The following is a 25,932-nucleotide window of genomic DNA, read 5'->3' on the forward strand; positions in this document are numbered from 1 at the left end:
AGCGGTGCGCCGCGCCTTTCGGAGATGCGCGACGGTGACCACCGGCGTGCTCGACCCGATCACGGACGGGGGGGCCGGGTGCTCCCCGCTACGGGGAGCACCCGGCCGGCCGTTCTCGCGTCGGAGGCCGGTTCGCGGTGCCGCCGGTCGATCAGGCGCAGGTCCAGCGGACCGGTTTCGACGGGCCCTTGAGCATCCCCGCGGTTCCGGTGAGCGCCGTTCCGTCCGGGCTGATCGAACGCGGGGCGACCTGCCAGCCGTTCATCCCGGGCAGCTGGGTCCGCTGCTCGCCGTCGACCAGAACGCCGTCCTGACCGGAGCCGGCGGGGGGGGGGGGCCCCCCCCCGGCGGGCCCGGGGGGGGGGGGGGGGGGCCGGGGGGCGGGCCCCCCCCCCCCCCCCGCGCACCCCCCCCCCCCCCCCCCCCCCCCCCCCCCCGCCCCCCGGGGCCCGGGGGCCCGGCGCGCCGCCCCCCCCCCCCCCCCCGCCCGGCCCGGGGGGGGGGGGGGCGCCCCCCACGCCGCGGTCGTTGATCGCGCCCGAGCCCGCGACGGTGTCGGGCAGCGACTCGGCCGCCCCCGTGTCCAGGTTCCAGCGGATCGCGCCGTCGGGGCCGTCGCCGAACACCCACGACCCGCTGATCCCGGTCGCCTCCAGGTGCGCGTTCGGCGCGACGCCCGCGGGCCGCGGGAGCGGGGCGCCGGTGCCGTCCGGCCGCCAGACGTAGCCGACGGTCGGGGCGTCGGGGGTGTCGCCGTCGACGGTGCCGACCACCGTGCCGTCCGCCGCGACGTCGGTGGCGATGCCGCGCGGCCCGACCAGGTCGACGGGCTGGTCGGAGCCCGGCTTCCACACGACCGGGAGCTCCCCGGCCGCATCGGTGCGGAATCCGGCGATCACGCCGGAGTCGTTGATGCCGCGCGGCGTCACGTGCCCGGGCAGCACGTGGACCTCGCCGTCGCGCAGCACGTAGGGCCGCCGTTCGCCGTACTCGTCGAAGATTCCGCCGACCGCGACCCCGGCGGAGTTCACGTCGGTCAGCGCATCGGGCAGGTCGGCGGGCAGGTCCACGATCTCGCCGTCCCGCCACACCACGCCGACCTCGGTCTGCACCGGGTCGTGGCCCACGGCCCGGCCGACGGCGGTCCGCCCGTCCGCGCTGGCCCCCGCTACCCCGCCCTCGGTGGTGCCGGGCGGCAGCGGGAGTTCGCGGATCTCGCAGGCCGCGGGCGCGGCCGGTCCGGCGGCGGCCACCGCGGGGGCGGTCGCCACGACCGATCCGGCGAGCGCACCGCCCAGCCCGACGAGGCCGATCAGGGTCCTTGTTCCGAGTTCCACCACAGCTCCCTCGCGTTGTTCCACGACTCCGGGTGACGCGCGGCGGCGGTGCGGGGTTGCCCGGTCCCGGTGATCCGCCTCGGGCGAGTGGAAGGGGCGGCGCGGTGTCGGGGGCATCGGGCAGGATCGTGGGGTGAGCGAGTACCCAGACGCGAAGATTCCGCAAGAGCTGTTCGACGACGCCGAGCGGGAGGCCCGGTGGCGAGCGCGGTTCAGCGCACCTCGGGTGTCGCTGCCGGATTGGGCGCGGGAAGCGCCGGGCCGCAGCCTGTACGTCTCCAACGCCAGCGGTACCTGGGAGCTGTACGCGTGGGACCGCGAATCCGGTGCGCACCGCCAGGTCACCGACCGTCCGAACGGGACGTTCCACGGCACGCTGTCCGCCGACGGCGCTCGGGTGTGGTGGTTCGACGACACCGACGGCGACGAGTTCGGTTCCTGGGTGAGCGAGGACTTCGCCGCGGGCGGCGGGAAACCGGAACCGGCGCTGCCCGGGACGCACCCCGGCTATCCGGCCGGCTTGGAGCTCGGGCCGACGGTGACCGGGGTCGGCATGTCCACCGACGACGGGGTGACGGTGTGGGTGTCCCGCGCCGGCGGAGCCCCGGAGGTCGTCTACGAGCACGAGCAGGACGGTGGCCTGTCCGCGCTGTCCTGGGACGAGAGCCTGCTGGTGCTGTCGCACTCCGAGCACGGCGACAGCAGGCACCCGGCGCTGCGCGTGCTGCGGGTGGACGGTGCCGCGACCGTCGCGGACAAGTGGGACGGGCCGGGGAAGGGGCTGGACGCGCTGGACTTCGCGCCGGTCGCCGGAGATCCGCGGCTGCTGGTGCTGCACGAGCGGCACGGACGGGAAGAACTGCTGATCTGGGACGTGCTGGCCGACACCGAGCGGGAGATCGACCTCGGCCTGCCCGGTGAGGTGTCCGCGGACTGGTACCCGGACGGCACCGCGCTGCTGATCGCGCACACCCACCACGCGCGGACCACGATGCACCGCTACGACCTGGAGACGGGCGAGCTGGTGGAGCTGGCGACACCCGCGGGCACCGTCGGCGGCGCCTCGGTGCGCCCGGACCGCTCGGTCGAGTACTCGTGGTCGTCGGCGGCGACGCCGTCGCTGGTGCGGACGCTGCGCGCGGACGGCACCGACGAGGTGCTGCTGACCCCGCCCGGGGAGCGGCCGCCGGGGTCCGAGCCGGTGCGCGACGTGTTCGTGCCCGTCCCGCACGGCCCGAACGAGTCGGTGCACGCGCTGGTGTCCCGGCCGGAGGGCGCGGGTGACGGGCCGGTGCCGACGGTGTTCAACCTGCACGGCGGGCCGCACGCGGCGGACGAGGACCGGTTCTCCGCGTACCGGGCGGCGTGGCTGGACGCGGGCTTCGCCGTCGTCGAGATCAACTACCGGGGTTCGACCGGCTACGGCTCGGCGTGGCGGGACGCGATCGAGGGCAGGCCGGGCCTCACCGAGCTCGCCGACGTCGCGCACGTGCACGACTGGGCGGTGCGGGACGGGCTCACCACGCCCGAGCTGAGCGTGGTCGCCGGGGCGTCCTGGGGCGGCTACCTGACGCTGCTGGCGCTGGGCACCCAGCCGGAGCGGTGGGCGGGCGGTGTCGCCGGGGTGCCGGTCGCCGACTACGTCTCGGCGTACGCGGACGAGATGGAGCCGCTGCGCGCCTACGACCGGGCGCTGTTCGGCGGTTCGCCGGAGGAGGTGCCCGCGGTCTACGAGGAGTGCTCGCCGCTGACCTACGTGGACGAGGTGCGGGCGCCGGTGCTGGTGCTGGCCGGGGACAACGATCCGCGGTGCCCGATCCAGCAGATCCTGAACTACCTGGACCGGCTGGCGCAGCGGGAGGTGCCGTTCGAGTTCTACCGCTACGACGCCGGCCACGGCTCGCTGGTGGTGGCGGAGACCCTGCGCCAGGTCGCCGCGGAGATCCACTTCGCGCGCCGGGCGGTGGGCCGCGCCTGATCCGCTCCGCCCGGCCCGCCGCGCGCGGGCCGGGCGTTCAGCGGATTCCCAGCCGGTTCACGCGCGGCCACCACGGGCGCGGAGCGGATCGGTGAGCCCGGCCGGCCACGGGCGGTGCAGCCGCACGGTGGGCCGGTCGTCGGCCGCCGGGACGGGCAGCTCGCCGCTGAGCACGCGGCTCCGCGGGCGCGCGGGTTCGGCCACCCGCCCGCCGCGCAGCACCACCACTCGGTCGGCGAGCTCGGCCAGTTCCGGGTCGTGGCTGATCAGGATGGTGGTGCGGGTGCGGGACAGCTTGCGCAGCGGCGCGACCACGTTGGCCTTCGACTCGGCGTCCAGGCCGTTCGTGGGTTCGTCGAGCACCAGCACCGGGGTGCGGCGCAGCACCGCGCGGGCGATGGCGATGCGGCGGCGCTGTCCGCCGGACAGCAACGCGCCGCGCTCGCCGAGGACCGTCTCGTAACCCTCCGGCAGGGCGCGGACGAACTCGTCGGCGTCGGCCTCCCGCGCGGCGGCGACGATCTCGGCCGGGGTGGCGTCCGGGCGGCCGAAGGCGATGTTCTCGGCGACGGTGCCGTGCAGCACGTCCGCCTCCTGCGGGACGAACGCGATCTGGTCGCGCACCACGTGCAGCGGCAGCCGGGTGAGGTCCACCCCGTCGAGCAGCACCCGCCCCGCCGCCGGGTCGTAGAAGCGCAGCAGCAGCTTCGCCAGCGTCGACTTCCCCACCCCGCTGGGCCCGGTGACCAGCACGAACTCGCCGGGCCGGATGGCCAGCCGGAAGTCGCGGAGCGCGTGCTCCGCCGCCCGCGGGTACCGGAAGGCGACGCGGTCGAACTCGACGGCGCGGCCGGGGCGCCCACCCGGCGGCAGCTGCGCGGTGCCGTCCGGGGCGTCGACCACCGCGGGCCGCGCGTCGAGCAGTTCGACGAGCCGTTCCGCCCCGGCGCGGGCGGCGGTGACCGCCATCGTGATGCGGCCCAGGTCCTGCAGCGGCGGGTACAGGTAGCCGATGTAGGCGGCGAAGGCCATCAGCCCGCCGATGGTGATGCGGTCGGCGGAGATCTCCCAGACCCCGACGCCGATGACCAGCAGGATGCACACCGTCTCGACCACGGTGACCAGCGGCGCGTACGTCGAGGACAGCCGCGCCTCCACCAGCTTGGCGCGGAACCAGCGCATCGAGGCGGCGTGCAGCTTCGCGTCCTGCCGTTGCTGCTGGTTCGCGGATTGCACCAGCTCGACGTGCGAGAGGCCCTCCGCGACGGTGCTCGCGATCTCGCCGTTCGCGGCGCGCTCGGCCCGGGAGGCGTCGCGGATCCCGGCGGAGAACTTCCGGGCCACCAGCCAGAAGGCGGGCGCGAGCGCGAAGGACAGCAGCGCCAGGTCCCAGCGCAGGTACAGCGCGGCCCCCGCGTACAGCACGACGCCGAAAAGAGCGGTTCCCGTCTCCACCACTCCGGAGGCGACGAGCCTTTCCACCGATTCCACGTCACCGGACATCCGGGCGACGAGATCTCCCGTTCTCCGGCGCGCGAAGAAATCGGGCGACAATCGTTGGACGTGCGCGAAGACGTGCGCGCGCAATCGCACGAGGAATCGTTCCGCCGCGCGCGCGGAGAGGTAGGCCCCGCCGAACGAGGCGAGCGCGCCGGCCACCGCGATGCCCAGCCAGGCCGCCCCCGGCGCCCAGAAGGCGTCGAGGCTGCCCGCGGCCAGCGCGTCATCGGTGATCAGCATGAACATCCAGATCGCCGCGGTGTCGGCCAGCGCGGCGACCACCAGCAGCACCCCCGCGACCAGCAATCCGGCCCGTTCCGGGCGCAGGTGCGGGCGGAACCGGGCGAAGATCTCGCGGATCCCCGGCGCAGCGGTCATGATTCACCTCTCCAGTGCGCGATCGCGCGGAACGCCCGGAGGGGCGGCGGCGATGCGGACGCCGCCGACCCTCCGGTGCGGAGTCACTTCCGCGGCTGCTGCGGCCGGCCCGGGGCGGGCTGCTCGGGGCGCGGGAAGTGCGGGCGCTTGCCGGGAACCGGAATGGGGAATCCCATGGTGACCTCCTGGTCGATTCTCTTCTCTGATTTCGCCGGGCCGTTCGGCGCCGACATGAACGAAACTACCGGCGCAATTCGGCGGGAATCGACGCGAATGCGCTGCCAATTCCCTGGGAACGAACTGGGTGCGAACCGGAGGTTCCGCCGGGGTCGCGGATTCCCGGGAAGCGCGCGGCGGCCGCCCAGCGGGCTCCCAGCCGCGGCGGGTACGCGGGTGACCCACGTCTCGCGCGTTGTTCCGCTCAGCGCGGAATACCCGCGCGTGCAACTGCGTCATGGGGGTCATGAGCCATCTCTTCGACCCGTTGAAGCTGGGCGCCACCGAGATCCGCAACCGCGTCTGGGTGTCCCCCATGTGCCAGTACTCCGCCGTGGACGGGGTGCCGACCGATTGGCACCTGGTGCACCTCGGCCAGTTCGCCGTCGGCGGCGCCGGGCTGGTCATGGCCGAGGCCACCGCCGTCGCACCCGAAGGCCGCATCAGCGCCGCCGACACCGGGCTGTGGAACGACGAGCAGGTCACGGCCTGGCGCCGGATCACCGACTTCCTGCGCGAGCAGGGCTCTACCCCGGCCGTGCAGCTGGCGCACGCGGGCCGCAAGGCCTCCACCACGGCCCCGTGGGAGGGCGACGGCACGCTGCCCGCGGCCGACGGCGGCTGGCAGACCGTCAGCTCCACGTCGAACGCCTTCGGCGCGCTGGCCGCCCCCCGCGCGTTGACCGAGGACGAGGTCGCCGCGATCCCGCAGCAGTTCGCCGACGCCGCGCGCCGCTCCGCGGAAGCCGGGTTCGAGGTCGTCGAGCTGCACTTCGCGCACGGCTACCTGGCGCACCAGTTCTACTCGCCGCTGGTCAACGACCGCACCGACCGCTACGGCGGCGACTTCGACGGCCGGGTCCGGCTGCTGCTGGAGATCGTCGACGCGGTGCGCGAGGTGTGGCCCGCGGGACGCCCGCTGCTGGCGCGGCTGTCCGCGACGGACTGGGTCGAGGGCGGCTGGACCGGCGACGACTCCGTGCGGCTGAGCCGGCTGCTGGCCGAGCACGGCGTGGACCTCGTCGACGCCTCCACCGGCGGTGCGGTGCCCGACGCGCGGATCCCGGTCGGCTCCGGCTACCAGACCCGGTTCGCGCGGCAGATCAAGCTGGAGGCGGAGGTGCCGACCGGCGCCGTCGGCCTGATCACCTCACCGCAGCAGGCCGAGGAGGTCGTGTCCTCCGGTTCGGCGGACGCGGTGCTGCTCGGCAGGGAACTGCTGCGCGACCCGCACTGGCCGCTGCACGCCGCCGACGAGCTGCACGCCGAGAACATCTGGCCGAAGCAGTACGTGCGCGCCCGCCGCGCCTGACCGCGCCCCCGTGCCCGCCGGGCGCCGAGCTCGGCGGGGCGGGCGGCCCCTCATCGCACGTGGTTCGGCCCGGCGCCCGCTCCGTTCGAGCGAGCACCGGGCCGGGCCGTGCGGGTGGTCAGGACTCCGCGAGCTGGGCCTGCCACATCCAGTGCGACTTCTCCAGCTCCTGCGCGATCGCGATCAGCAGGTCCTGGCTCACCAGGTCGGTCTTGTCCGTCTCGTCGATCCGGCCGCGCAACCGGCGGATGACCGTCGCCAGCGCGTCGACGATGGCGGCGATGACCTCCTTGTCGGAGCGCCAACCGGCCTCGAAGCGCGGCACCCCGGAGGCCTCGGCCACGGTCGACGCCCGGCCGTCCGGGGAGACGCCCAGCGCGGAGGCGCGCTCCGCGACGTCGTCGGCGAAGCCGCGCGCGACCGAGACCAGCTCGTCCAGCTGGAGGTGCACGTCGCGGAAGAAGCGGCCGACGACGTTCCAATGGGCCTGCTTCGCCACGAGGTGCAGGTCGATCATGTCCAGCAGGGTCCCCTGCAAGGCCTTGCCGGTGATGTCCTGGTCGGAGTCGCCGAGCGGGCTGGAGATCGGGGACTTGGTGGCGGTCATCGCGTACCTCCTCGCACCGGGTGCGCAGTCGGTTCGGGCATGTCCCCCGGTGGTTACCCGCCGAGCCCGCCCGATAATCACCGATCGGCGGTGCGGAGTCAGGAGCGGCGCTGTTCGGCGAACTCGACCAGCTGGGTGCCGATGGTGCGCAACGTGCTCCCCAGCTTCGGGTCGGAGCAGGTCCCGTCCGGTTCGAACCGGGCCTCCGATGAGTTGACCGCGGCGCCGAGCGGCGTCGGCCAGCCGCGCAGCGAGTGCACCACCGAGCGCAGCGCCTGCAGCGTGGTCACCGCCGCCTGCCAGCCGTACGCGGCGCCGACGCAGCCGACGGCCCGGCTGTCCAGGTAGGGGCGCTCGTCGGCGCGGAGGTCCTCCGCGTAGTCCAGCGCGTTCTTGATCAGGCCGGAGATGGTGCCGTGGTAGCCGGGCGAGGACAGCACCACCCCGTCCGCCCCGCGCAGCGCGGCGACGAGCTCCCGCGCGGCCTCGGTGCGGTCGGTGAAGTGCGGGTCGTAGAACGGCAGCACCAGGTTCTCGCCGCCGATGGCGCGCACCTCGGCGCCCGCCTCGCGCGCCCCGGCGAGAACGGCGTGCATCGCGCGCTCGGACTGGGAGTCCGGGCGCACCGAACCGCCGATCCCCACCACGGTCACGGTCATCTTCGGATCCTTTCATCGGGGGCCGGCGGTGTCCTGCGGTCGCAGCCGGACGTCGATCACGCTACGACCTCCAGATAACTCGAAGTCAAAGGTCCGCGGCAGTGTCCCGGGTCACGACTACCTGCTAGTAGCCTCCCGGGCACGGTCCGTCCTCGGGAGGTCTTGCCATGTCGAAAGCCGTCGAACTGATCCCGCCCCGGCTGCGCGCGCACGTGCTCGGCGCCGGGTTGCACGCCGCGTTCGCGCTGCCGCGGCCGCTGCGCAGGCTCATCGCGGGAGCGCCGCGGCGGATCGACGGCCAGGAGCTCGCGCTCGACGCCCAGCTGCTGCTGAAAATGCAAGCGCTCACCGGCAGCACCCAGCTCACCAACGGCGACGCCGCCGGGTCCCGGGCGCTGATGGCGGAGTCCACCGCCATCGTCGACCGGGCACCGCTGCCCGGCGTCGCGGTCGGCGAGCGCACCATCCCCACCCCGGACGGCGAGCTCGCGGCGCGGCTGTACCGGCCGCAGTCGCTCACCGAGCACAGCCCGCTGCTGGTGTTCTTCCACGGCGGCGGCTGGGTCATCGGCGACCTGGACAGCCACGACGACCTGTGCCGCTACTTCGCGAAGGCCGCCGGGGTGCGAGTGCTCTCGGTCGGCTACCGGCTCGCACCGGAGGACCCGTTCCCGGCGGCGTTCGACGACGCGATGGCCGCGTTCCGGTACGCGGTGGAGCGGGCCGAGGAGCTCGGCACCCAGCCGGACCGGATCGCGGTCGGCGGGGACAGCGCGGGCGGCAACCTGGCCGCCGCCGTCTCGTACCACGCGACGCGGGCCGGGGGGCCGAAGCCGGCGTTCCAGCTGCTGATGTACCCGGCGCTGGACGCGACGGTGCGGCGGCGCTCCCGGGACCTGTTCAGCAGCGGGCTGCTGCTGTCCGACTCGGACATCACCTGGTTCCTCGACCAGTACGCGGCCCCCGGCACCGACCGCACCGACCTGCGGCTGTCGGTGCTGCTGGCGGACGACCTGAGCGGCCTGCCGCCCGCGCACGTGGTCACCGCCGGGTTCGACCCGCTGCGCGACGACGGCGAGGAGTACGCGCGGCGGCTCGCCGAAGCGGGCGTGCCGGTGGTGGCGCGGCGCTTCGAGGACCTGATCCACGGGTTCGGCAACGTGCGGCAGGCGGGCACCCGGTTCAACGAGGCGCTGAGCGAGATCGCGGGCACCCTCCGCGCCGGGCTGGCCCTCGGCGGCAAGGCCTGAGCTCGACGGCCCGTCCGGGTTCCCGGGCGGGCCGTTCCGCGGGCCGCGGACCGCCGCGGCACCGGTCCGCGCGGTCGGATCCGGCGGTCAGGAGTCGAGGATCCCGCGGAGCCGGGCCAGCAGGTCCTCCCGGGAGGAGGCGCCCAGGCGCTGCTTGATCCGTCCGATGTGGTGCTCCACCGTCTTCGCCGAGATGAACAGCCGCTTGCCGACCTGCTTGTAGGTGAGCCCGGACAGCACCAGCTCCGCGACCTCCCGCTCGCGTTCGCTGAGCACGCCGTCGCCGGACTCGCCGATGGCGCGCGGGCGGGCCGGTTTGCCCTGCAGCGAGCGGGCGCACTCCAGCAGCCCGAGCATCGTGGGCCGGTCGGCGGTGCGCAGCGCCGCCTGCCCGGCGAGCCGGGCCCCGTCCCAGGTGAGCCCGGCCGCGTGCAGTCCGCGGGCCGCCTGCTCGGCCTGCTCGCGGTCGACCGCTCCGGTGAGCACGTCCTGCCAGGTGCGGGCGGCCGCGGCCATCGCCGCGGACATCGGGTTGTGCCCGGACATCGCCTCCAGCGCGGCCACGTGGGTGCGCACGGTCGCGGCGTCCTCGCTGACCACGGCAGCCTGGAGGCACTTCCAGCGCAGCAGCCCGGTCCACAGCGGCGGGTCGCCGAGCTCGGCGAGCAGGGCGAACGCCGCGTCCAGGTGCGGTTCGACCCAGTCCTGGTCGTGCAGCCGCGCGCAGGACACGGCGAGTTCGCCGAGCGCCAGCAGCCCGAACAGGTCCGCCGGGTGCTCGGCGATGGCCTGCCGGGCGCGGCCGCGGACGGCGTTCAGCGCGGCGGTGTCGTTGTCCCGGTTCGCGATGCCCGCTTCGATCGCGGTGGCCAGCAGCCGGTCCCGCGCCTGCAACGCGTCGGGGGCGGGCGCGGCGGCGTCCAGCGCGGCCCGCGCGCCGAGGGTGTCGCCGCGGGCCAGCGGGATCCACGCGGCGAGCAGCCGGTGCCGCACGGCGAGCATCGGCCCGCCGCTGCCCGCTTCGATGGCGCGCCCCACCACGGAGGCGGCGACGTCGAGCTCGCCGCAGTGCAGCGCGGCGAGGGTGGCGATCGCGGCCGGCGTGTCCGGCACCAGCGCGGCACCGCCGACCGGTTCGGCCAGCGACGCCGACCGGGTCAGCAGGGACAGCGCGGTGACCGGGTTGCCGGTGATCGATTCGCGGATCCCGTCGACGAGCTGGTCGGAGGAACCGGACAGCGAGGTCGGCGGCCCCGGGTCGGGCACCGTCCGCAGCAGCTGCTCGGCTTCGGCGAGCCGTCCGGTGCCGATCAGCGACACGGCCGCGTAGGCGCGGTCGCCGGGCCAGCGCAGGTGCTCGGCGGACCAGCGGCACAGCTGCGCGGAGCGGGCCGGCAGTCCGCGGTGGGCGAGCACGCTGGCCGCGACCTGCACGCCCAGCGCCCGGTCCGGGACGGTCTCGTCCACGATCACCGCGTCGGCGAGCCGCAGCGCCTCGTCGAAGTGCCCGGCGATCGCGGCGGCCTTGGCGCGGCGCGCGGCGAGCCGGACGGGCGGGGTTCCGGCGGAGACGGCGGCGTCGAAGAACCGCGAGGACAGCTCCGGCGCCTGCTCGGCCGCTTCCACCCCGGCCTGCTCGTAGGCCTCGGCCATCGTCGGGTCCGCGGCCGAGGTCGTCTCCGAGTCGAGGAACGGGCGCAGCAGCCCCAGCACCGGCCGGCCGCGGTCGAGCTGCACCCGCACCAGCCTGCGGGCGATCGCGATCCGCTCGTCGACGGGTGTGAGCAGCTGCGCCGCGCGGCGCGCCAGCGGCAGCAGCTCGCCCGCCCCGTCGGTGAGCCCGCTGGCGCGGATCGCGGACAGCGCGGGCACCACGTCGGCCGGGTCGAGCGCCAGCAGCCAGGCCAGCACGTCGGGGTGCGGGGCGGCGCCGACGGCGACGGCGCTCGCGCACCGGCCGCCGACCTCGCCCAGGGCGGCGAGCTCGTGCTGGACGTGCTCGACGATGCGGGACGGCACCGAGGTCGGCGTGAGGTGCTGCGGGCTGGTGTCGGCGAGCACGCCCTCCACCAGCCGCGGGACCCCGCCGGTCTGCGCGAGCAGCCGGTCGATCCACTCGGCGGGCGGCGCGGTGCCGAGGCCGCGTTCGACGCGGGCGGCGAGGTCGGCGGCGGTGTACCCGGACAGCACGACGGGCGGTCCGGAGCGGTCCAGGACGTGCACGAGTTCGGCGAGCTCCGCGCCGCGCGGCCACGGCCGGTAGGCGACCACCAGCCGCGCCCGCGGGTCGGCGGCGAGCTCGCGCGCGGCGCGCAGCGCGGCGTCGTCGAGCAGGTGCGCGTCGTCGAGCAGCACGGCGGTGCTCGCGGGGTCGGCGCGGCGGACGTCCCGCTCGACCGGCACGCCGGCGGCCCGGTAGGCGTCGGCGAGCTCGTCGAGCAGCGCGGTCTTGCCCGCACCGCCGGCGGCCTGGATCCCGACCTGCACCGGTTCGGCGGGCGCTGCCGCGACGGACTCCCACAACCGGACGGCGCGGGGCCCGGTCACCAGGTCTGGGGCGGTGGCTGTCCGGTGGTTCACAGGAGTCCTCGGTTCACGGAGACCTCGATTCGCGGGTCACTCGGCGGGATCACTCTTGGGGTGGGAGTGGGTTTCGTCAACGCTGCTGGGTCTGGACGGGGCTGGTCGGGGTCTGCCCGCCGAACCCCTGCACGATGGTCAGCACCAGGCCGCCGATGATCAGCAGCGCGGCCGCGCCCAGTTTCAGGATCTTGAGCAACCGCTGCCGGTCTTCGTCCGGCGGTTCCAGGTACATCGGTTCGACCTGCACCGGCGGCCGCGGTGGTTCTTCGCGCTCGGGTTCGCCGTCGATGACGTCGAGCCCGCCGGATCCGGGGCCTTCGACGCGGACGAGCACGCTGGTCTCGGCGGCGGACTCACCGCGGTCGCTGACCGCGGACAGCACGCCGACGGCGGAGGCCGCCGCGCCGCGGGCCGCGACGAGTTCCGGTGCCGCGTCCACCTGCGGGGCGCGTTCGAGCCGTTCGGCGACGAGCTGCTTGACCAGCGGGGTGCGCGCGGTTCCACCGGCGAGCACGAGCGCGGCCAGGTCCTCCGGCGCCACCGCCGCGGACTGCACGGCCTGCAGCAGCAGCTCCGGCACCCGTTCCAGGTGCGACCGGACGAGCTGCTCGTAGCGGGGGCGGGACAGGGCGAAGTCGGTGCGCAGCCCGGGAAGTTCGATGCGGACGGTGGTGCCCGGGTGGTAGGACAGCGCTTCCTTGCCGCGGGCGCAGTCGCCCCGCAACGCGACCAGCGCGGCCCGGTGCGCCGGGTCGGACGCGTCGAGCCCGTCGAGCTGGGGGCCGAACTCCGCCAGCAGGTGGGAGAAGATCTCGTCGTCGAGGTCCTGCCCGCTGGGATGCCCGGTGTCCAAGGTGGACCCGACCACGTCGAAACCGGGGCTGCGGCGGCGCAGCACGGTCGCGTCGAAGCCGGTGCCGCCGATGTCGGCGACGGCGACCGCGTCCTGCTCGGCGACCTGCTGCCTGCTGGCGTAGTCGACGGCGACGGCGACCGGTTCGGGCACCAGCGTCACGTCCCGCAGGCCGAGCGCGGCGAGCGCCTGGCGCACCAGGTGGGCGCGGAACGGCCCCCAGGTGGCGCTGTGCGCGAGGGTGATGTGCTCGGCCGGGTGGCCGAGCTGGTGGGCGACGGTGTCGGCGACCCATTCGACGACGGCCGCGACGAGCGCCTGCGCGGAGATGAACTCGCTGCCGACCAGCAGCGGCGCCTCGTCCCCGACCTGGCGGGTGAACCCTCGGACGACCCACTCGTGGTGGGTCAGCTCCTGCTTGCTCGCCTGCTCGCCTGCGACGAACGACCCGTCCTGGACCCGGCACAGCACGGTGGGGACGGTGTGCCCGGCGGAACCGAGCGGCAGCGGGGTGGCCGCACCCCACCTGCCGCCGTCGCGCCGCGCGATGGCGGCGGAGGTGGCCGTGGCCCCCACGTGGATCCCCAGGACGTAAGGCATGCAACCCCTTCCTGCGATCGCCTTCCGGGGTCATCTGGCGGTACCGGGCGCACGACCGGGGAAGTCCGGATCACACGGTCGGGTGACCACCCGATGACGCTCAGGGCGGTGACAATTTAGCGCGTGCTCGATCACGGAGTGCTGACGGATCCCCCTATGGGTCCCCTAGTCGAGTCAGGACCGCACCCCCTAACAGTGCCCCCAATCACTAGGAGTCGTACCCGATGGCTGCGGGCACGCCCCGCAGTAGCGTGCTCGCTGGGAGTGAGGGATCGGGCACGACCTTCACTCGGTCACACGTAACCGAGTTCCGCTGAGCCAGGAGAAAGCAGTCATGACCCACTCTCAGCCGGATGATGCCCCGGGCCGTACCGAGCCCCCCACTGCCACCCCGGGGGCGCACGACGCGCCCGGCCAGCCGGACGCACCGACGCTGTACGAGTTCCTCACGAGGCTCGTGACCAGCCCGGACGCCCAGGCTGCCTTCGACGCCGATCCGCGCGCCACGCTGGATCACGCCGGACTCGGGGACATGAGCGCGACGGACGTGCTGCACGCATCGTCGCTGGTGCTCGACTACGCGCCGGTCGAGATCGCGGACGAATACGGCCGCTCACTGCAGAGCAGCGTCGAGAAGTTCGCCGCGAGCACCCAGCACGTCGCGATCAACGAATTGCATCCCGCACAGCCACACGAGCAGGAAGTTACGGAACTCAGCATGCTGCCTCCGCACAACACCCCCGCCCCTGCCCCCGGCGACGACGCCGAGCAGCACATCCACGACGAGACCAACGTCAACATCGAGCAGACCGACTCGCACAACCTGGTCAACGTGCACGACGTGCTCAGCGGCAACGAGATCCTGAGCGGCAACGAGGTCAACGTCGGCAACGTCGTCGGTGACACCACCTCCACCGCGGTCGCGGGCGGCGACAGCATCGTCGGCACCGTCGGCGACGTCGCGTTCGGCGCCGTCAGCCAGGTCACCAACACCGTCGACAACACCGTCAGCACGGTCGGCGGCGTGGCCGGTGGCGCCACCTCCGACCTGCCGGTCGTCGACGACCTGACCGGCGCGCTGCCGGTCGGCGGCGACGCCGCCTCGGTCGACGCGGGCGCGCTGTCCGGTGTCGCCGGTGGCGCCCTGGACACCGTGGGCGACGTGGCCTCCGACGTGCCGGTCGCCGGTGACATCGCGGGCCCGGCCGTCGACACCGTCGGTGGCGTGGCCGGTGGCGCCGTGGGCACCGTCGAGGGTGTCGCGGGCGGCGCTGTGGACACCGTCGGCGGCATCGCCGGTGGCGCCGTGGCCGGCCCGGTGGGCGACGTGGCCTCCGCGCTGCCCGCCCCGGCCGACCTGCCGGTCGTCGGTGACGTGGCCGAGTCCCTCCCCGTCGAGGACGTCGCCTCCCACCTGCCGGCCCCGAGCGACCTGCCGGTCGTCGGCGACATCGCCGGCCCGGCCGTCGAGGACGTCGCCGGTGCGGCCACCTCGGCCCTGCCGCTGGACGGCCTGCTCTGATCCGACCTCCGGTCTGATCAAGGCGAAATGCCCTGAAAGCCGGGGGGGGCCCCCCCCCCCCCCCGCCCCGGGGGGGGGGGACCAACACCCCGACCGGACCCCAACACCCCCCCCGGGGGTGTAGGTGGGGGGGTGAGGGCCACCCCCCCCGCGGGGGGGGCGGGGCCGGGGCCCCCCCCCCGCCCTCTTGCTTTAAATTTCCCCCCCCCCCCCCGCGCCGGGCCCCCCCCCCCCCCCCCCCCCCCCCGGCTTTCGCATTACCACACCACAGTCCTGACACAAGTCACCCGCTCGGGTTTTCCTTTCGCTGTGTAACGGTCCACAATCGCTGCTGTGATCGAGACGGCGATGGTGGAACTGATCGATCGCGCGACCGCGGAATGCGCCGAGCAGCAGCGCCCCGACCTGCACAACCGGCTGCGCCAAATCCGGACGCGCGTTCTGGATCCCGCCCAGCTGGTGCTGGTCGTGGGCGAACCGAAGCAGGGCAAGAGCGAACTGATCAACGCGTTGGTCAACGCATCGGTGTGCGACTCCGGCGACGACGTGACCACGCTCGTGCCCACCCTCGTGCGGCACTCCGACCACCCGACCGCCCAGGTCGTCGAGCAGGAACCCGCCGGCGGGCCCGCCGCCCTCGACCGGTTCCCCGTCCCCGTCGAGCAGGTGCGGGAACGCATCGGGCAGGCCATCGGCAACGGCCGCCCCGTCAGCCGCGGCGAGGTCGGCATCCCCCGCGCCGTGCTCAAGGACGGTCTGGTGCTGATGGACACGCCCGGCTTCGGCGCCACCTCCAGCACCCTCACCGCCCGCACCCTCGGCGTCGTCGCGGAAGCGGACGTGCTGCTCATCGTCTCGGACGCCACCCAGGAGCTCACCCACAACGAGCTGACCTTCCTGAAGAAGGTCGCCAAGCTGTGCCCGAACGTGGCGCTCGTGCAGCCGAAGACCGACGTCACCCCGCACTGGCGGAAGGTCGTCGAGGTCAACCAGCGGCACCTCGCCGGAGCCGGGATCAACGCCAAGATCTTCCCGGTGTCCTCCACGATCCGGATGCAGGCGATGCACGCGAAGGACGCCGCGCTCAACGCCGAATCCGGCTTCCCGCAGCTGGTCGAATACCTGCGCGGCGAAGCGCTCGGCAAGCACGACCAGCTCACCCGCAGGCTCGTCGCGCAGAACGTCGCCGACGCCGTCGACGAACTCAGCGAAGCGCTGAAGACCGAACTCGCCGGGCAGAGTCCGCGCACCGCCGCGCAAACATTGATCGAACTGGAAACGGCGCAGCGGCGTTCCGAAGATCTGCGCCGGATCACCGGCCGCTGGCAGAAGGCGCTCAGCGACGGGATCGGCGAACTGTTCGCCGACATCGAATTCGACTTCCGGGAACGGACCTGGGCGATCACCACCCAGATCGGCGAAACCCTGGAGGAGGCCGACCCGGTGCCCGTCTGGGACGACTTCGCCGGCTGGCTCGACGGCGCGCTGCTGACCGCCATCGAGGAGAACTTCAGCTGGCTGGACAGCCGCCGCGAGCAGCTCCGCGACCGGATCACCGACGAGTTCCTGCGCGAGTACCCGGGCTCCCGGCCGCACATCGAGCAGGCACCGCTGCCGGACCCGTTCGACCAGGTCGCCCCGCTCAAGCAGCCCAGCAACGGGACCTACAAGCGGTTCGACCAGGTGCTGACGGGGCTGCGCGGCTCCTACGGCGGCGTGCTCATGTTCGGCCTGATCACCAGCCAGCTCGGGTTGGGGCTGCTGAACGTCGTGACCATCTGCTCGGGCCTGGTGCTGGGCAGCCGGAGCCTCGGCGAGGAGAAGGACGCCCGGCTGCGCCGCCGCCAGGCCGAGGCCAAGACCACCGCGCAGCGCTACGTGGAGAACGTGGTGTTCCACGTGAACAAGGACGCCAAGGACGTCATCCGGGCCACCCACCGCGCGCTGCACCAGCACTTCACCCAGCTCACCGAGGAAGCCCAGATGGAGATCAGCCGAGCCATCCAGGAGATCAAGCGCGTCGCCGAGCGCAGCGCCGTGGACCGCGAGGACCGGGCGCGCGAGATCCGCCGCAAGCTGGAGGAGCTGGCGCTGCTGCGCAGGCGGGCCGGGATGCTGACCGCGAACCGCATCAGCGCGGCATGAGCACGCCCGACCAGCCCCGGAGCGACCTGCTGGAGCGCTCCCGCGCCCTGCTCATCCGCACCATGACGTTCTACCGGGACGACCCGCGCACTTCGGCGTGGCTGCGGGGCCGGTTGGAGCGGCTGGACCAGCCGCTGCGCATCGCCGTCAGCGGCCGAGTCGGCTCCGGCAAGTCCACGCTGATCAACGCGCTGGTCGGGCAGGTGCTCGCGCCGACCGCCGCCGAGGAGAGCACCCAGGTCAACACCTTCTACCAGTACGGGCCGGAGCCGCGGATCACCGTGCACACCCCGCACGGCGCGGTGCAGAACGTGCCGGTGACGACGCTGGACCCGGCGACCATCCGCGACCTGCAGCGCTGGCGGCCGGACGAGGTGTCGCGGCTGGTGATCGAAGCGCCCTCCCCCGGATTGCAGGCGATCACGCTGATCGAGACGCCCGGGGTGTCGTCCTCGGCGGTGCAGGACACCGGGCGCTCGGCGCTCGCGCAGATCCTCTCCGAGGCGGACGCGGTGCTGTACCTGACCCGCTACCCGCAGCAGACCGACGTGCAGTTCCTGCAATCGGTGCACGAGCTGCAGCTGGCGCGGCGCGCTCCGATCAACACGATCATCACGCTGTCCCGCGCCGACGAGACCGGCAACGGCGGCGGTGGCGCGGTCGCCGCGGCCGAGCGGATCGCGCTGCGCTGGCGGGACGACCCGGTGGTGCGGTCGTTCACCCAGTACGCGATCCCGGTGATCGGGCTGCTGGGGCAGGCCGCGGTCACGCTCACCGCGGAGGACTTCGCCGCGCTGGTGCGGTTGCGGCAGCTCCCGGAGAAGGCGCTGGAGACGCTGCTGCTGTCCTCGGACCGGTTCGCGAACAACCCCACGCCGGAATCGGTGCCGCCGAGTGCGCGCCAGGACCTGATGGACCGCTTCGGCCGGTTCGGGCTGGCGCAGGCGCTGACCGCGCTCGGCGAGGGGATCACCGACCAGAAGAAGCTGAGCGCCGTGCTCCTGGAGGCCAGCAGGCTCAACGACCTGCAGGAAGCGGTGCACCAGCAGTTCGTCGAGCGGCAGGACGTGCTGCGCGCCCGGTCCGCGCTGCTCGCGGTGGACATGGTGCTGCGCGCCAACCCGCGGCCCGGGGTGGCGCAGCTGCACGGCGAGTTCGAGCGGCTGCTGGCGAACGCGCCGGAGTGGGAGGAGATGCGGCTGCTGTCGGCGTTGCAGTCGGGTCAGCTGAGCTTCCCGCGGCCGCTGCAGAACGAGGCGCGGCGGCTGCTCGGCGCGCACGGCCCGAGCGCGGCCGCCCGGCTCGGCCAGGAACCGGACACCCTGGAAGCGATCCTGGCGGACGAGGCGGGGGCGGCGCTGGCGCGCTGGCGGGACCAGGCGGTGAACCCGTTGCACGACCGCGCGCACCGGGACGCCGTGCGGGTGGTGCTGCGCAGCTGCGAACGGCTCATCGCCTCGCGCATGCACCGCTGAGCACCCGGCTCCGGACCCCGTCGAGCGCTGGAACGCACCGGGAGCCCGGCCCCGGTCCAGGCCCGGGAACCCGGGCCTGGACCTTGTGGTGGGATGCCGCAGTCAGCGGCGAGGGGCGGTTCGGTCGCCCCGGTCGGTGCCGGCGAGCCGGTCGTCGCCGGTGGGGTCCGCGTCCGGACGGCAGCCCGGGCACAGCCCCCAGAACACGATCTCGGCCTCGTCCACCGCGAACCCGGCCGGATCGACCGGGTCGAGGCAGGGCGCGGCGCCGAGCGCGCAGTCGACGTCCTCGGTCCGCCCGCACGCCCGGCACACCAGGTGGTGGTGGTTGTCGGCGGTCCGGGACTCGAACCGGGCGGGATGCCCGGCCGGCTCGATCCGCCGCAGCAGCCCGGCGTCGGTGCAGGCGTGCAGCACGTCGTAGACGGCCTGGGTGGAGACCGAGCCCAGTTCCGGCCGCACCGCGTTCGCCGCCTGGTCGGCGGTCGAGTGCGGGTGACCGGCCAGCCAGCGCAGCACCGCGATCCGCGGCCGGGTGGCCCGCAGCCCGCTGGCGCGCAACCGCTCGCGGAGGCGGGCCGAGTGCCCGTCCGCGTGGTCGACGCCCCTGGTCGCGGGGCCGCTGCGCTGGTTCATGGCCCCACCATTGTGCCACGAAAAAACTGGAACGAGTCAAAAGAGCCCCGTCCGGCCCAGCGGTGCCCGATCGCCCCGCCCGCGCCCGTGGTCGAACGGGCCGCGCGGGGCCCGATCACAGGTCGAGTTCGCGGAGGGTGCCGTGCAGCCGGTCGATCAGGGGGCGGCGGCGGGCCAGCAGCGCCGCGGCCTCCGGGTCGGGGTGCGCGGTCCGCTCCGGCCGCACCAGGCGGGCCGCGTGCTGCAACGAGTCGAGCTCGCCGAGCGCCCGCCAGCCCAGCAGCACCGCTCCCAGCCCGGAGCCGCCGCTGCTGTCGGTGAGTTCCAGGTCCATGTCCAGCGCCGCCGCGATCGCCGCCGACCACACCTCGCTGCGGAACCCGCCGCCGGTGGCCCGCACCGCGCGCACCTCGGCGCCCGCGTCGAGCACCGCCTCCTTCACCAGCGCCAGCTGCTGCGCCACGCCCTCCACGACGGCCCGGGTGATCTCGGCGCGGCCGTGCGAGCGGCGCAGGCCCACCAGCGCACCGGTCAGCCCCGCCTCCCACCACGGCGCCCGCTCCCCCAGCAGGTAGGGCAGCGCGAGCAGCCCGTCGGCGCCGGGCGGCACCGCCAGCGCCTCGTCGAGGAGGTCGGCGACGTCCACGCCGAACGCCTCCGCGGCCCACTGCCCGACGACGGCGCCGTTGCTCACCGCACCGCCGATCACCCACAGCCCGTCGGCGAGGGCGTAGCTGAACGTGCGGCACCCCGCGTCCACGCCGGGCCGGTCCCGCACCACGCGCAGCGCCCCGCTGGTGCCCAGCGACAAGCCGGCCACGCCCGGGCTGATCGCCCCGGTGCCGAGGTTCCCCAGCGGCCCGTCCCCGCCGCCCAGCGCCACCGGCAGCCCCGACGGCAACCCGGTGGCCGCCGCCATCGACGCGGTCAGCGGCAGCACGTCCGTCGGCGCGAGGATCCGCGGCAGCTGCTCGGCGCGGACCCCTGCCACCTCCAGCGCCGGGCCGTACCAGTCGAGCGCGTGCACGTCCTGCAACCCGCTGCCGGAGGCCAGCGAGGAATCGGTGGTGAACCCGTCGGCGAACGCGCCGAACACGTAGTCCTTCAACGCGCACCAGCGCTCGACGCCGCGCACCAGGTCCGGCCGCTCCCCGGTCAGCCAGGCGAGCTTCACCATCACCGACTGGGTGTGCACCGGCGTGCCGGTGGCCCGGTGCAGCTCGGCGGCGGACGGGTCGGCGCGCAGCCGCACCGCGACGTCCGCGGCGCGGGTGTCGGCCCAGTTGAACGCGGGGGTGGCGGGTTCTCCCGCCGAGTCGAGGCCGACGAGGGTGTGCATGGCGGTGCTGAACGACAGCCCGCGCACCTCGTGCCCGTGCTCGCGGGCCCAGCTCGCGCAGTCGGTGAGCGCCCGCACGGCGGCGTCGCGCACCTGCCGCGGGTCCTGCGTCGCCTCGCCGGTCTCCTCGGTGCGCAGCGGGTAGCCGCGCTCGGTCCGGTGCAGCACCTCCGCGTCCGCGGTGGCGGCCACCACCTTCGTCGCCGTGGTGCCGAGATCGATGCCGAGGACGACGGGTGCGGAGCTCATGCCCCCAACCTAACCGGGCGCGGTGGCGGGTCCCCGCGTGCCGGTCAGCGGCCCGGCGCGCGGACCACGAGGGAGGCGAGGTCGATGCCGATCTCGAACGGCTCAACGGTTTTGAACATCCCACCCCCTTCGAACTGGGGCTCGTATCCGCCGTCGCACAGCCGAAGTGCGGTGAGCGTCACCGAATCGTCGATCTCGATGATCCAGTAATGCGGAATACCCGCCTGGGCGTACTCCTGCACCTTCACCAACCTGTCGATACGCCCGGACCCGGGTGACACGACCTCGACGGCGAGCACGACATCGGCGGCGATCAGCCGGTTCGGATTCGCGTCGAAGGCCTGCGTGGACGCCATGATCACATCCGGAATCCGGACCGTCGCAGGGAAGCCGCCGCCGATCACGACTTCCACATCCGGCAGCACCTCCCATTTCACCGGGAGTTGCGCGTCCAAGATCGCCGTCAGGCGTTTGATGACACGCTGGTGGACGGCCGCTGCTTTCGGGGACACCTGGAGGACGCCTTCCTGGAGCTCGTAGCGCCGCGAGTTGTCCTCGGGGAGCTCGTCGAACTCCGCCAGCGTCAGCAGGTGGTCGGGCCAACTCATCACGGACATACCTCCGGAATCGGCACGTTCGAACAGCAGCTCGACCGGGTATCCCTGAAGATCACCAGGCCGGGTGGTGGGCGCCACCCGCTCGTGAGAGTAGAAGGGCGCCTCCCTCCCGGCCAGGAGGAAGGCGCCCGTCAGCGAGCCCGCGAGATCACTTCACCAGCGTCTCGGCGATCTCGTAGGTGTTCAGCGCGGCCCCCTTGCGCAGGTTGTCCCCGCACACGAAGAAGTCCAGCGAGTTGGTGAAGTCCAGCGACTGCCGCACCCGGCCCACGTAGGTCGGGTCGGCGCCGACCACGGCCGCCGGGGTGGGGAACTCCAGCTCCTCCGGGTCGTCCTGCAGCACGATCGTCGGCTGCGCCTCGAACACGCGGTGCGCTTCGGCGACGGAGACCTCGCGCTCGAACACGGCGTGCACCGCGAGCGAGTGCGTGGTGACGACGGGGACGCGCACGCAGGTCGCGGAGACCTTCAGGTCCGGGATGCCGAGGATCTTGCGGGACTCGTTGCGGACCTTCAGCTCCTCGGAGGTCCAGCCGTCGTCCTTGCGGGAACCCGCCCACGGCACCACGTTCAGCGCCAGCGGCGCCTTGAACGGCGTCTCCGCCGGGAGCCCGGCCGCGGCCAGCGCCTCGGCGACGTCCCCGGCGCGCTCCCCGACCTGCTTGCCGGCCAGTGCCGCGATCTCGGCGTGCAGCCGGTCGATGCCTTCCTGGCCCGCGCCGGACGCGGCCTGGTAGGAGGACACCACCAGTTCCTTGAGCCCGAACTCGCGGTGCAGCGCACCGAGCGCGGCCATCATGGACAGCGTCGTGCAGTTCGGGTTGGCGATGATGCCGCGCGGGCGCTGGTGCACCTGCTCCGGGTTGACCTCCGGCACCACCAGCGGGACCTCGGGGTCCAGCCGGAACGCCCCGGAGTTGTCGACGGCGATCGCACCGCGCTCGGCGGCGATCGGCGCCCACCGCTCGGAGATCTCGTCCGGCACGTCGAACAGCGCGATGTCCACGCCGTCGAACGCCTCCGGGGCGAGCTCCACCACGGTCAGCTCCTGGCCGCGCACGGTGATCTTCTTGCCCGCGGAGCGCGCGGAGGCGATCAGCCGGATCTCGCCCCACGGCACGGATTCGCGGTCGTTGATGATGTCGATCATGACGGTGCCGACGGCACCGGTGGCGCCGACGATCGCGACGGTGGGTGCCATCAGATACCACTCCCCGCGTACACCACGGCCTCTTCCTCGCCACCGAGCTCGAAGGCGCCGTGCAGCGCCCGCACCGCGTCGTCCAACTGGGTGTCCCGGATCAGGACCGAGATCCGGATCTCCGAGGTGTTGATGATCTCGATGTTGACGCCGGCGTTGGACAGCGCCTCGCAGAACGTGGCCGTCACCCCGGGGTGCGAGCGCATCCCCGCGCCGACCAGCGAGACCTTGCCGACGTGGTCGTCGTAGACGACCTCCTCGAACCCGACCTCGTCCTTGATCTTCTCCAGCTCGGCGACGGCCTCCGAACCGTTGTCCCTGGCCACGGTGAACGTGATGTCGGTGCGCCCGGAGCTGCTGCCCGAGACGTTCTGCAACACCATGTCGATGTCGACCTCGGCGTCCGCGACCACGCGGAAGATCTTGCCCGCCACGCCTCGGTTGTCCGGCACACCGCGCACGGTGACCTTGGCCTCCGACCGGTCGTGCGCGACGCCGGTGATCATCGCCTGTTCCACGGAAAGGTCCTCCACTGAGCCGGACACGATCGTTCCGGGCTTGGGTGAGTACGACGAGCGGACGTGCAGCGGGACGCCGTAGCGGCGGGCGTACTCGACCGCGCGCAGGTGCAGCACCTTCGCGCCGGTCGCGGCCATCTCCAGCATCTCCTCGTAGGTGACGCGCTCCAGGTGCTTCGCGTTCGGCACGATCCGCGGGTCTGCGGTGTACACGCCGTCGACGTCGGTGTAGATCTCGCACACGTCGGCGTTCATGGCCGCCGCCACCGCCACCGCGGTGGTGTCCGAGCCGCCCCGGCCGAGCGTGGTGATGTCCTTGGTGTCCTGCGCGACGCCTTGGAAACCGGCGACGAGCACCACCTGCCCCTCGGCGAGCGCCTCCTGCACCCGGCCCGGGGTCACATCGATGATCCGCGCGTTCTGGTGCGCCGAAGTGGTGATCACCCCGGCCTGCGAGCCGGAGAACGACCGGGCCTGCTCGCCGAGCGCCTCCACCGCCATCGCGACGAGCGCGTTCGAGATCCGCTCCCCCGCGGTCAGCAGCATGTCCAGCTCCCGCTCGGGCGGGGACGGGTTCACCTGCTGCGCCAGGTCGAGCATCTCGTCGGTGGTGTCGCCCATCGCCGAGCACACGACCACGACGTCATTGCCCGCCTTGCGGGTCTCCACGATGCGTTCGGCGACCTTTTTGATCCGGTCGGCACTTTCCAGCGAGGAACCGCCGTACTTCTGGACGACGAGCGCCACGTGAAACTAACCTCCTCGCGCCGTTCCTCGGGTATGGGTGCCCGGAGGAAGCGGTCGTCCCGGGTGCGGGAGTGGTCCCGCACTGACGCCGGTGGACGAAGAGCACCAGCGCGGCCACACCGAGTTAGTCGGCGCACCGGGGAGCCCCGCGACCAGCGAGAAGCAGCTTCGACCCGGCAGGTCGAGCGGCCCGTGACTGGTCGCTCCGCTGCTGCGCCAGCCTACCGAACCGTTACCGCCCAGACCCATAGCCGTGACTGACGACTAACCTGTCAGGCCGGTTTGTCGACAAGGGCGGAGGAGCGGGTTGTCCACCACTCCGGAGGCGGTCGGGCCACGACATCCCCAGCCCGCCGAGAGCATCCACGACCAGCGAGAACGTCCCGCCCAGCGGTGGTGGGAACGGGCCCGCGACGGGGCCGCGGACCTCGGCGCCCGGTGGGCCTTCCTGGCACCCGGTGTGGTTTACCTCGCAATCCGGCTGTTCGGCCTGCTGGTGCTCAGCTGGCTGTCGGCGGCCAACGACGAGACCCTCCGCGACAACCTGCGCGCCTGGGACGGCGAGTGGTACCTGGAGATCGCCGCGCACGGCTACGGCGGCGTCTCGGACAGCATGGTCGACGGCTACGGCCACCGGTCCCCGGAGACGCCGCTGGCGTTCTTCCCCGGCTACCCGGTGCTGGTGCGGCTGGTGCGCTCGTTCCCCGGCTTCGGGCTGGACGGGGCCGCCACGACGGTGAGCCTGATCGCCGGGATCGTCGCCGCCTACGGCCTGGCCCGGATCGGGCGCTCCGTCGGCGGCACCCGCGGAGTGGGGCTGTTCCTGGTGGCGCTGTTCGCGGCCTCGCCGATGTCGGTGACGCTGTCCATGGCCTACTCGGAGGCGCTGTTCTGCGCGCTGGCGGTGTGGGCGCTGGTGGGGGTGCTGGAGCGGAACTGGGCGCTCGCCGGGCTGTGCTGCGCGGCCTCCGGGCTGGTGCGGCCGACCGCGGCGGCGTTGATCGGCGTCGTGGGGCTCGCCGCGCTCGTCGCGCTGTTCCGGCGCGAGGACGGGTGGCGGCCGCTGCTCGGCGCGGTGCTCGCGCCCGCGGGCATGGTGCTGTACGTGGGGTGGGTCGCGGTGCAGACCGGGGAGCTCGGCGGCTACTTCGCGCTGCAGCAGCGCGGCTGGTCCTCCGCGTTCGACGGCGGGGTCGCGACCGGGAAGTTCATGCTCGAAACGCTGTCCGAGAACAAGTCCGTGCTGGAGACGTTCACGGTGTGGATCGTGCTCGCCGCGCTGGTGCTGCTGGTGCTGTGCGTGCGGGCGCGGATGCCGTGGCCGCTGGTGCTGTTCGCGTTCGCGGTGCTGGCGATGGACCTCGGCTCGGACGGGCTGATGTACTCGAAGGTGCGGCTGCTGCTGCCCGCGTTCCCGCTGCTGATCCCGGTGGCCATCGGGTTGGCGAACCGGCGCACGACGACCGCCGTGTGCTCGACGGTGCTGATCGTGTGCTTCGGCGCCTGGTTCGGCGCGTACGCGCTGACGGCGTGGTCGTACGCGATCTGACGGTGAACAGGAGGCCGGAGTGACCGAGGTGTTCGAGATCCCGGACGGCAAGGCGGCCGACTCGTCGGTACCGCTGCACCCGCTGCTCGCGGCGCGGTGGAGCCCGCGGGCGCTGGACCCGGCGGCGGAGCTCGGCGACGGGGAGCTCCGCGCGCTGTTCGAGGCGGCCCGCTGGGCGCCGTCCTGGGGCAACACGCAGCCCGCCCGGTTCCTCGCCGGGCGCCGCGGCGAGCCGGTGTTCGACCGCATCCACGGCACGCTCTCCCGCGGCAACAAGGGGTGGGCCGCGGCGGCGGCCGCGCTGGTCGTCGGGCTCGCGCGGACCACCGACGACGAGGGGGAACCGCTGCCCTACGGCGAGTACGGGGTGGCGCTCGCGGCGCAGAACCTGGTGCTGCAGGCCGTCGCGGAGGGCCTGGTCGCCCACCAGATGGCCGGGTTCGACCGGGACGCGGTGCGCGCCGAGTTCGCGGTGCCGGACGGCTTCGAGCCGGTCGTGGCGATCGCGGTCGGCAGGCTCGGCTCCGCCGACGGCATGCCGGACCGGCTCCGGGAGAAGGAGGCCGCACCGCGCTCCCGCAAGGCGCTGGCGGACCTGGTGTTCACCGAGCGGTGGGGCGAACCGCTGTTCTGAATCCGGCGCCCCGGTCTGTTTTCGCAG

19 protein-coding genes are annotated in these 25,932 nt (G+C 73.7%); 8 read left to right on the forward strand and 11 right to left on the reverse strand.

What is annotated here, in order from left to right:
- Positions 1–59: 59 nt before the first annotated feature.
- Positions 60–1,337 carry a hypothetical protein gene (locus LCD33_RS16950; protein WP_224978021.1) on the reverse strand — a complete coding sequence of 426 codons (1,278 nt, stop codon included), beginning with the start codon at positions 1,335–1,337 and terminating at the stop codon, positions 60–62.
- A 133-nt stretch (positions 1,338–1,470) separates the two neighbouring features.
- Here LCD33_RS16950 and LCD33_RS16955 point away from each other — a divergent pair, with 133 nt between their 5' ends.
- Entirely contained in the window at positions 1,471–3,315 is a 1,845-nt protein-coding gene (locus LCD33_RS16955) for a prolyl oligopeptidase family serine peptidase (protein ID WP_224957235.1), read from the forward strand.
- Positions 3,316–3,372: 57 nt separating this feature from the next.
- Here LCD33_RS16955 and LCD33_RS16960 read toward each other — a convergent pair whose 3' ends face one another.
- A complete protein-coding gene (locus LCD33_RS16960) occupies positions 3,373–5,193 on the reverse strand; it encodes an ABC transporter ATP-binding protein (protein WP_224978022.1) in 1,821 nt (606 codons plus the stop codon).
- A 463-nt stretch (positions 5,194–5,656) separates the two neighbouring features.
- Between LCD33_RS16960 and LCD33_RS16965 the strand changes: the two genes are divergently transcribed.
- A complete protein-coding gene (locus tag LCD33_RS16965; protein WP_224957231.1) occupies positions 5,657–6,721 on the forward strand; it encodes an NADH:flavin oxidoreductase/NADH oxidase in 1,065 nt (354 codons plus the stop codon).
- Positions 6,722–6,839: 118 nt separating this feature from the next.
- Here LCD33_RS16965 and LCD33_RS16970 read toward each other — a convergent pair whose 3' ends face one another.
- Together LCD33_RS16970 and LCD33_RS16975 are read right to left on the reverse strand one after the other, a co-directional pair.
- Complete coding sequence (locus LCD33_RS16970; protein ID WP_224957229.1) at positions 6,840–7,328, reverse strand: Dps family protein; 489 nt, start codon at positions 7,326–7,328, stop codon at positions 6,840–6,842.
- Between the two features lie 98 nt (positions 7,329–7,426).
- Positions 7,427–7,987: an NADPH-dependent FMN reductase gene (locus tag LCD33_RS16975; protein ID WP_224978023.1), complete on the reverse strand. Its 561-nt coding sequence runs from the start codon at positions 7,985–7,987 to the stop codon at positions 7,427–7,429.
- A 167-nt stretch (positions 7,988–8,154) separates the two neighbouring features.
- Here LCD33_RS16975 and LCD33_RS16980 point away from each other — a divergent pair, with 167 nt between their 5' ends.
- Positions 8,155–9,237 carry an alpha/beta hydrolase gene (locus LCD33_RS16980; RefSeq protein ID WP_224957225.1) on the forward strand — a complete coding sequence of 361 codons (1,083 nt, stop codon included), beginning with the start codon at positions 8,155–8,157 and terminating at the stop codon, positions 9,235–9,237.
- Positions 9,238–9,324: 87 nt separating this feature from the next.
- On the opposite strand, the gene LCD33_RS29210 is transcribed toward LCD33_RS16980, so the two are convergent.
- Both LCD33_RS29210 and LCD33_RS16990 read right to left on the reverse strand, forming a co-directional pair.
- Entirely contained in the window at positions 9,325–11,817 is a 2,493-nt protein-coding gene (locus LCD33_RS29210; RefSeq protein ID WP_308011290.1) for a LuxR C-terminal-related transcriptional regulator, read from the reverse strand.
- Between the two features lie 76 nt (positions 11,818–11,893).
- A complete protein-coding gene (locus LCD33_RS16990; RefSeq protein ID WP_224957223.1) occupies positions 11,894–13,273 on the reverse strand; it encodes an Hsp70 family protein in 1,380 nt (459 codons plus the stop codon).
- 334 nt (positions 13,274–13,607) lie between these two features.
- On the opposite strand from LCD33_RS16990, the gene LCD33_RS16995 reads away from it, so the two are divergent.
- The 3 genes from LCD33_RS16995 (at position 13,608) to LCD33_RS17005 (ending at position 18,415) form a co-directional block, all read left to right on the forward strand.
- Positions 13,608–14,795, forward strand: coding sequence for an IniB N-terminal domain-containing protein (locus LCD33_RS16995; protein WP_224978024.1), 1,188 nt, complete (start codon positions 13,608–13,610; stop codon positions 14,793–14,795).
- A gap of 333 nt (positions 14,796–15,128) precedes the next feature.
- Positions 15,129–16,940, forward strand: a complete 1,812-nt coding sequence (locus tag LCD33_RS17000) for a dynamin family protein (protein ID WP_224957218.1) — start codon at positions 15,129–15,131, stop codon at positions 16,938–16,940.
- The gene (locus LCD33_RS17005) at positions 16,937–18,415 is read left to right on the forward strand and encodes a dynamin family protein (RefSeq protein ID WP_224957216.1); all 1,479 of its coding nucleotides are present in this window, start codon (positions 16,937–16,939) and stop codon (positions 18,413–18,415) included. Before LCD33_RS17000 ends, LCD33_RS17005 begins: the two co-directional genes overlap by 4 nt.
- A 102-nt stretch (positions 18,416–18,517) precedes the next feature.
- Here LCD33_RS17005 and LCD33_RS17010 read toward each other — a convergent pair whose 3' ends face one another.
- The 5 genes from LCD33_RS17010 to LCD33_RS17030 form a co-directional block, all read right to left on the reverse strand.
- Positions 18,518–19,051, reverse strand: a complete 534-nt coding sequence (locus LCD33_RS17010) for a Fur family transcriptional regulator (RefSeq protein ID WP_224957215.1) — start codon at positions 19,049–19,051, stop codon at positions 18,518–18,520.
- Between the two features lie 115 nt (positions 19,052–19,166).
- On the reverse strand, positions 19,167–20,639 hold the full coding sequence (locus LCD33_RS17015; RefSeq protein WP_224978025.1) for a gluconokinase: 1,473 nt from the start codon (positions 20,637–20,639) through the stop codon (positions 19,167–19,169).
- A 44-nt stretch (positions 20,640–20,683) separates the two neighbouring features.
- A complete protein-coding gene (locus tag LCD33_RS17020) occupies positions 20,684–21,334 on the reverse strand; it encodes a Uma2 family endonuclease (RefSeq protein ID WP_224957212.1) in 651 nt (216 codons plus the stop codon).
- Between the two features lie 70 nt (positions 21,335–21,404).
- On the reverse strand, positions 21,405–22,457 hold the full coding sequence (locus LCD33_RS17025; protein WP_224957211.1) for an aspartate-semialdehyde dehydrogenase: 1,053 nt from the start codon (positions 22,455–22,457) through the stop codon (positions 21,405–21,407).
- On the reverse strand, positions 22,457–23,722 hold the full coding sequence (locus LCD33_RS17030) for an aspartate kinase (RefSeq protein ID WP_224957210.1): 1,266 nt from the start codon (positions 23,720–23,722) through the stop codon (positions 22,457–22,459). Before LCD33_RS17030 ends, LCD33_RS17025 begins: the two co-directional genes overlap by 1 nt.
- A 307-nt stretch (positions 23,723–24,029) precedes the next feature.
- Here LCD33_RS17030 and LCD33_RS17035 point away from each other — a divergent pair, with 307 nt between their 5' ends.
- Both LCD33_RS17035 and LCD33_RS17040 read left to right on the forward strand, forming a co-directional pair.
- Positions 24,030–25,271: a hypothetical protein gene (locus LCD33_RS17035; RefSeq protein WP_224957209.1), complete on the forward strand. Its 1,242-nt coding sequence runs from the start codon at positions 24,030–24,032 to the stop codon at positions 25,269–25,271.
- Positions 25,272–25,290: 19 nt separating this feature from the next.
- Positions 25,291–25,905, forward strand: coding sequence for a nitroreductase family protein (locus LCD33_RS17040; RefSeq protein WP_224968374.1), 615 nt, complete (start codon positions 25,291–25,293; stop codon positions 25,903–25,905).
- Positions 25,906–25,932: the final 27 nt, after the last annotated feature.

This window comes from Saccharopolyspora sp. 7B (genome assembly GCF_020177435.1).
Lineage (GTDB): Bacteria > Actinomycetota > Actinomycetes > Mycobacteriales > Pseudonocardiaceae > Saccharopolyspora_C > Saccharopolyspora_C gregorii.

Excerpts from the sequence above, each read along its gene's own strand:
- LCD33_RS16960 (WP_224978022.1), bottom strand. The coding sequence starts at position 5,193 with ATGACCGCTGCGCCGGGGATCCGCGAGATCTTCGCCCGGTTCCGCCCG.
- LCD33_RS16965 (WP_224957231.1), top strand. The coding sequence starts at position 5,657 with ATGAGCCATCTCTTCGACCCGTTGAAGCTGGGCGCCACCGAGATCCGC.
- LCD33_RS16970 (WP_224957229.1), bottom strand. The coding sequence starts at position 7,328 with ATGACCGCCACCAAGTCCCCGATCTCCAGCCCGCTCGGCGACTCCGAC.
- LCD33_RS16975 (WP_224978023.1), bottom strand. The coding sequence starts at position 7,987 with ATGACCGTGACCGTGGTGGGGATCGGCGGTTCGGTGCGCCCGGACTCC.
- LCD33_RS16980 (WP_224957225.1), top strand. The coding sequence starts at position 8,155 with ATGTCGAAAGCCGTCGAACTGATCCCGCCCCGGCTGCGCGCGCACGTG.
- LCD33_RS16990 (WP_224957223.1), bottom strand. The coding sequence starts at position 13,273 with ATGCCTTACGTCCTGGGGATCCACGTGGGGGCCACGGCCACCTCCGCC.
- LCD33_RS16995 (WP_224978024.1), top strand. The coding sequence starts at position 13,608 with ATGACCCACTCTCAGCCGGATGATGCCCCGGGCCGTACCGAGCCCCCC.
- LCD33_RS17005 (WP_224957216.1), top strand. The coding sequence starts at position 16,937 with ATGAGCACGCCCGACCAGCCCCGGAGCGACCTGCTGGAGCGCTCCCGC.
- LCD33_RS17010 (WP_224957215.1), bottom strand. The coding sequence starts at position 19,051 with ATGAACCAGCGCAGCGGCCCCGCGACCAGGGGCGTCGACCACGCGGAC.
- LCD33_RS17015 (WP_224978025.1), bottom strand. The coding sequence starts at position 20,639 with ATGAGCTCCGCACCCGTCGTCCTCGGCATCGATCTCGGCACCACGGCG.
- LCD33_RS17025 (WP_224957211.1), bottom strand. The coding sequence starts at position 22,457 with ATGGCACCCACCGTCGCGATCGTCGGCGCCACCGGTGCCGTCGGCACC.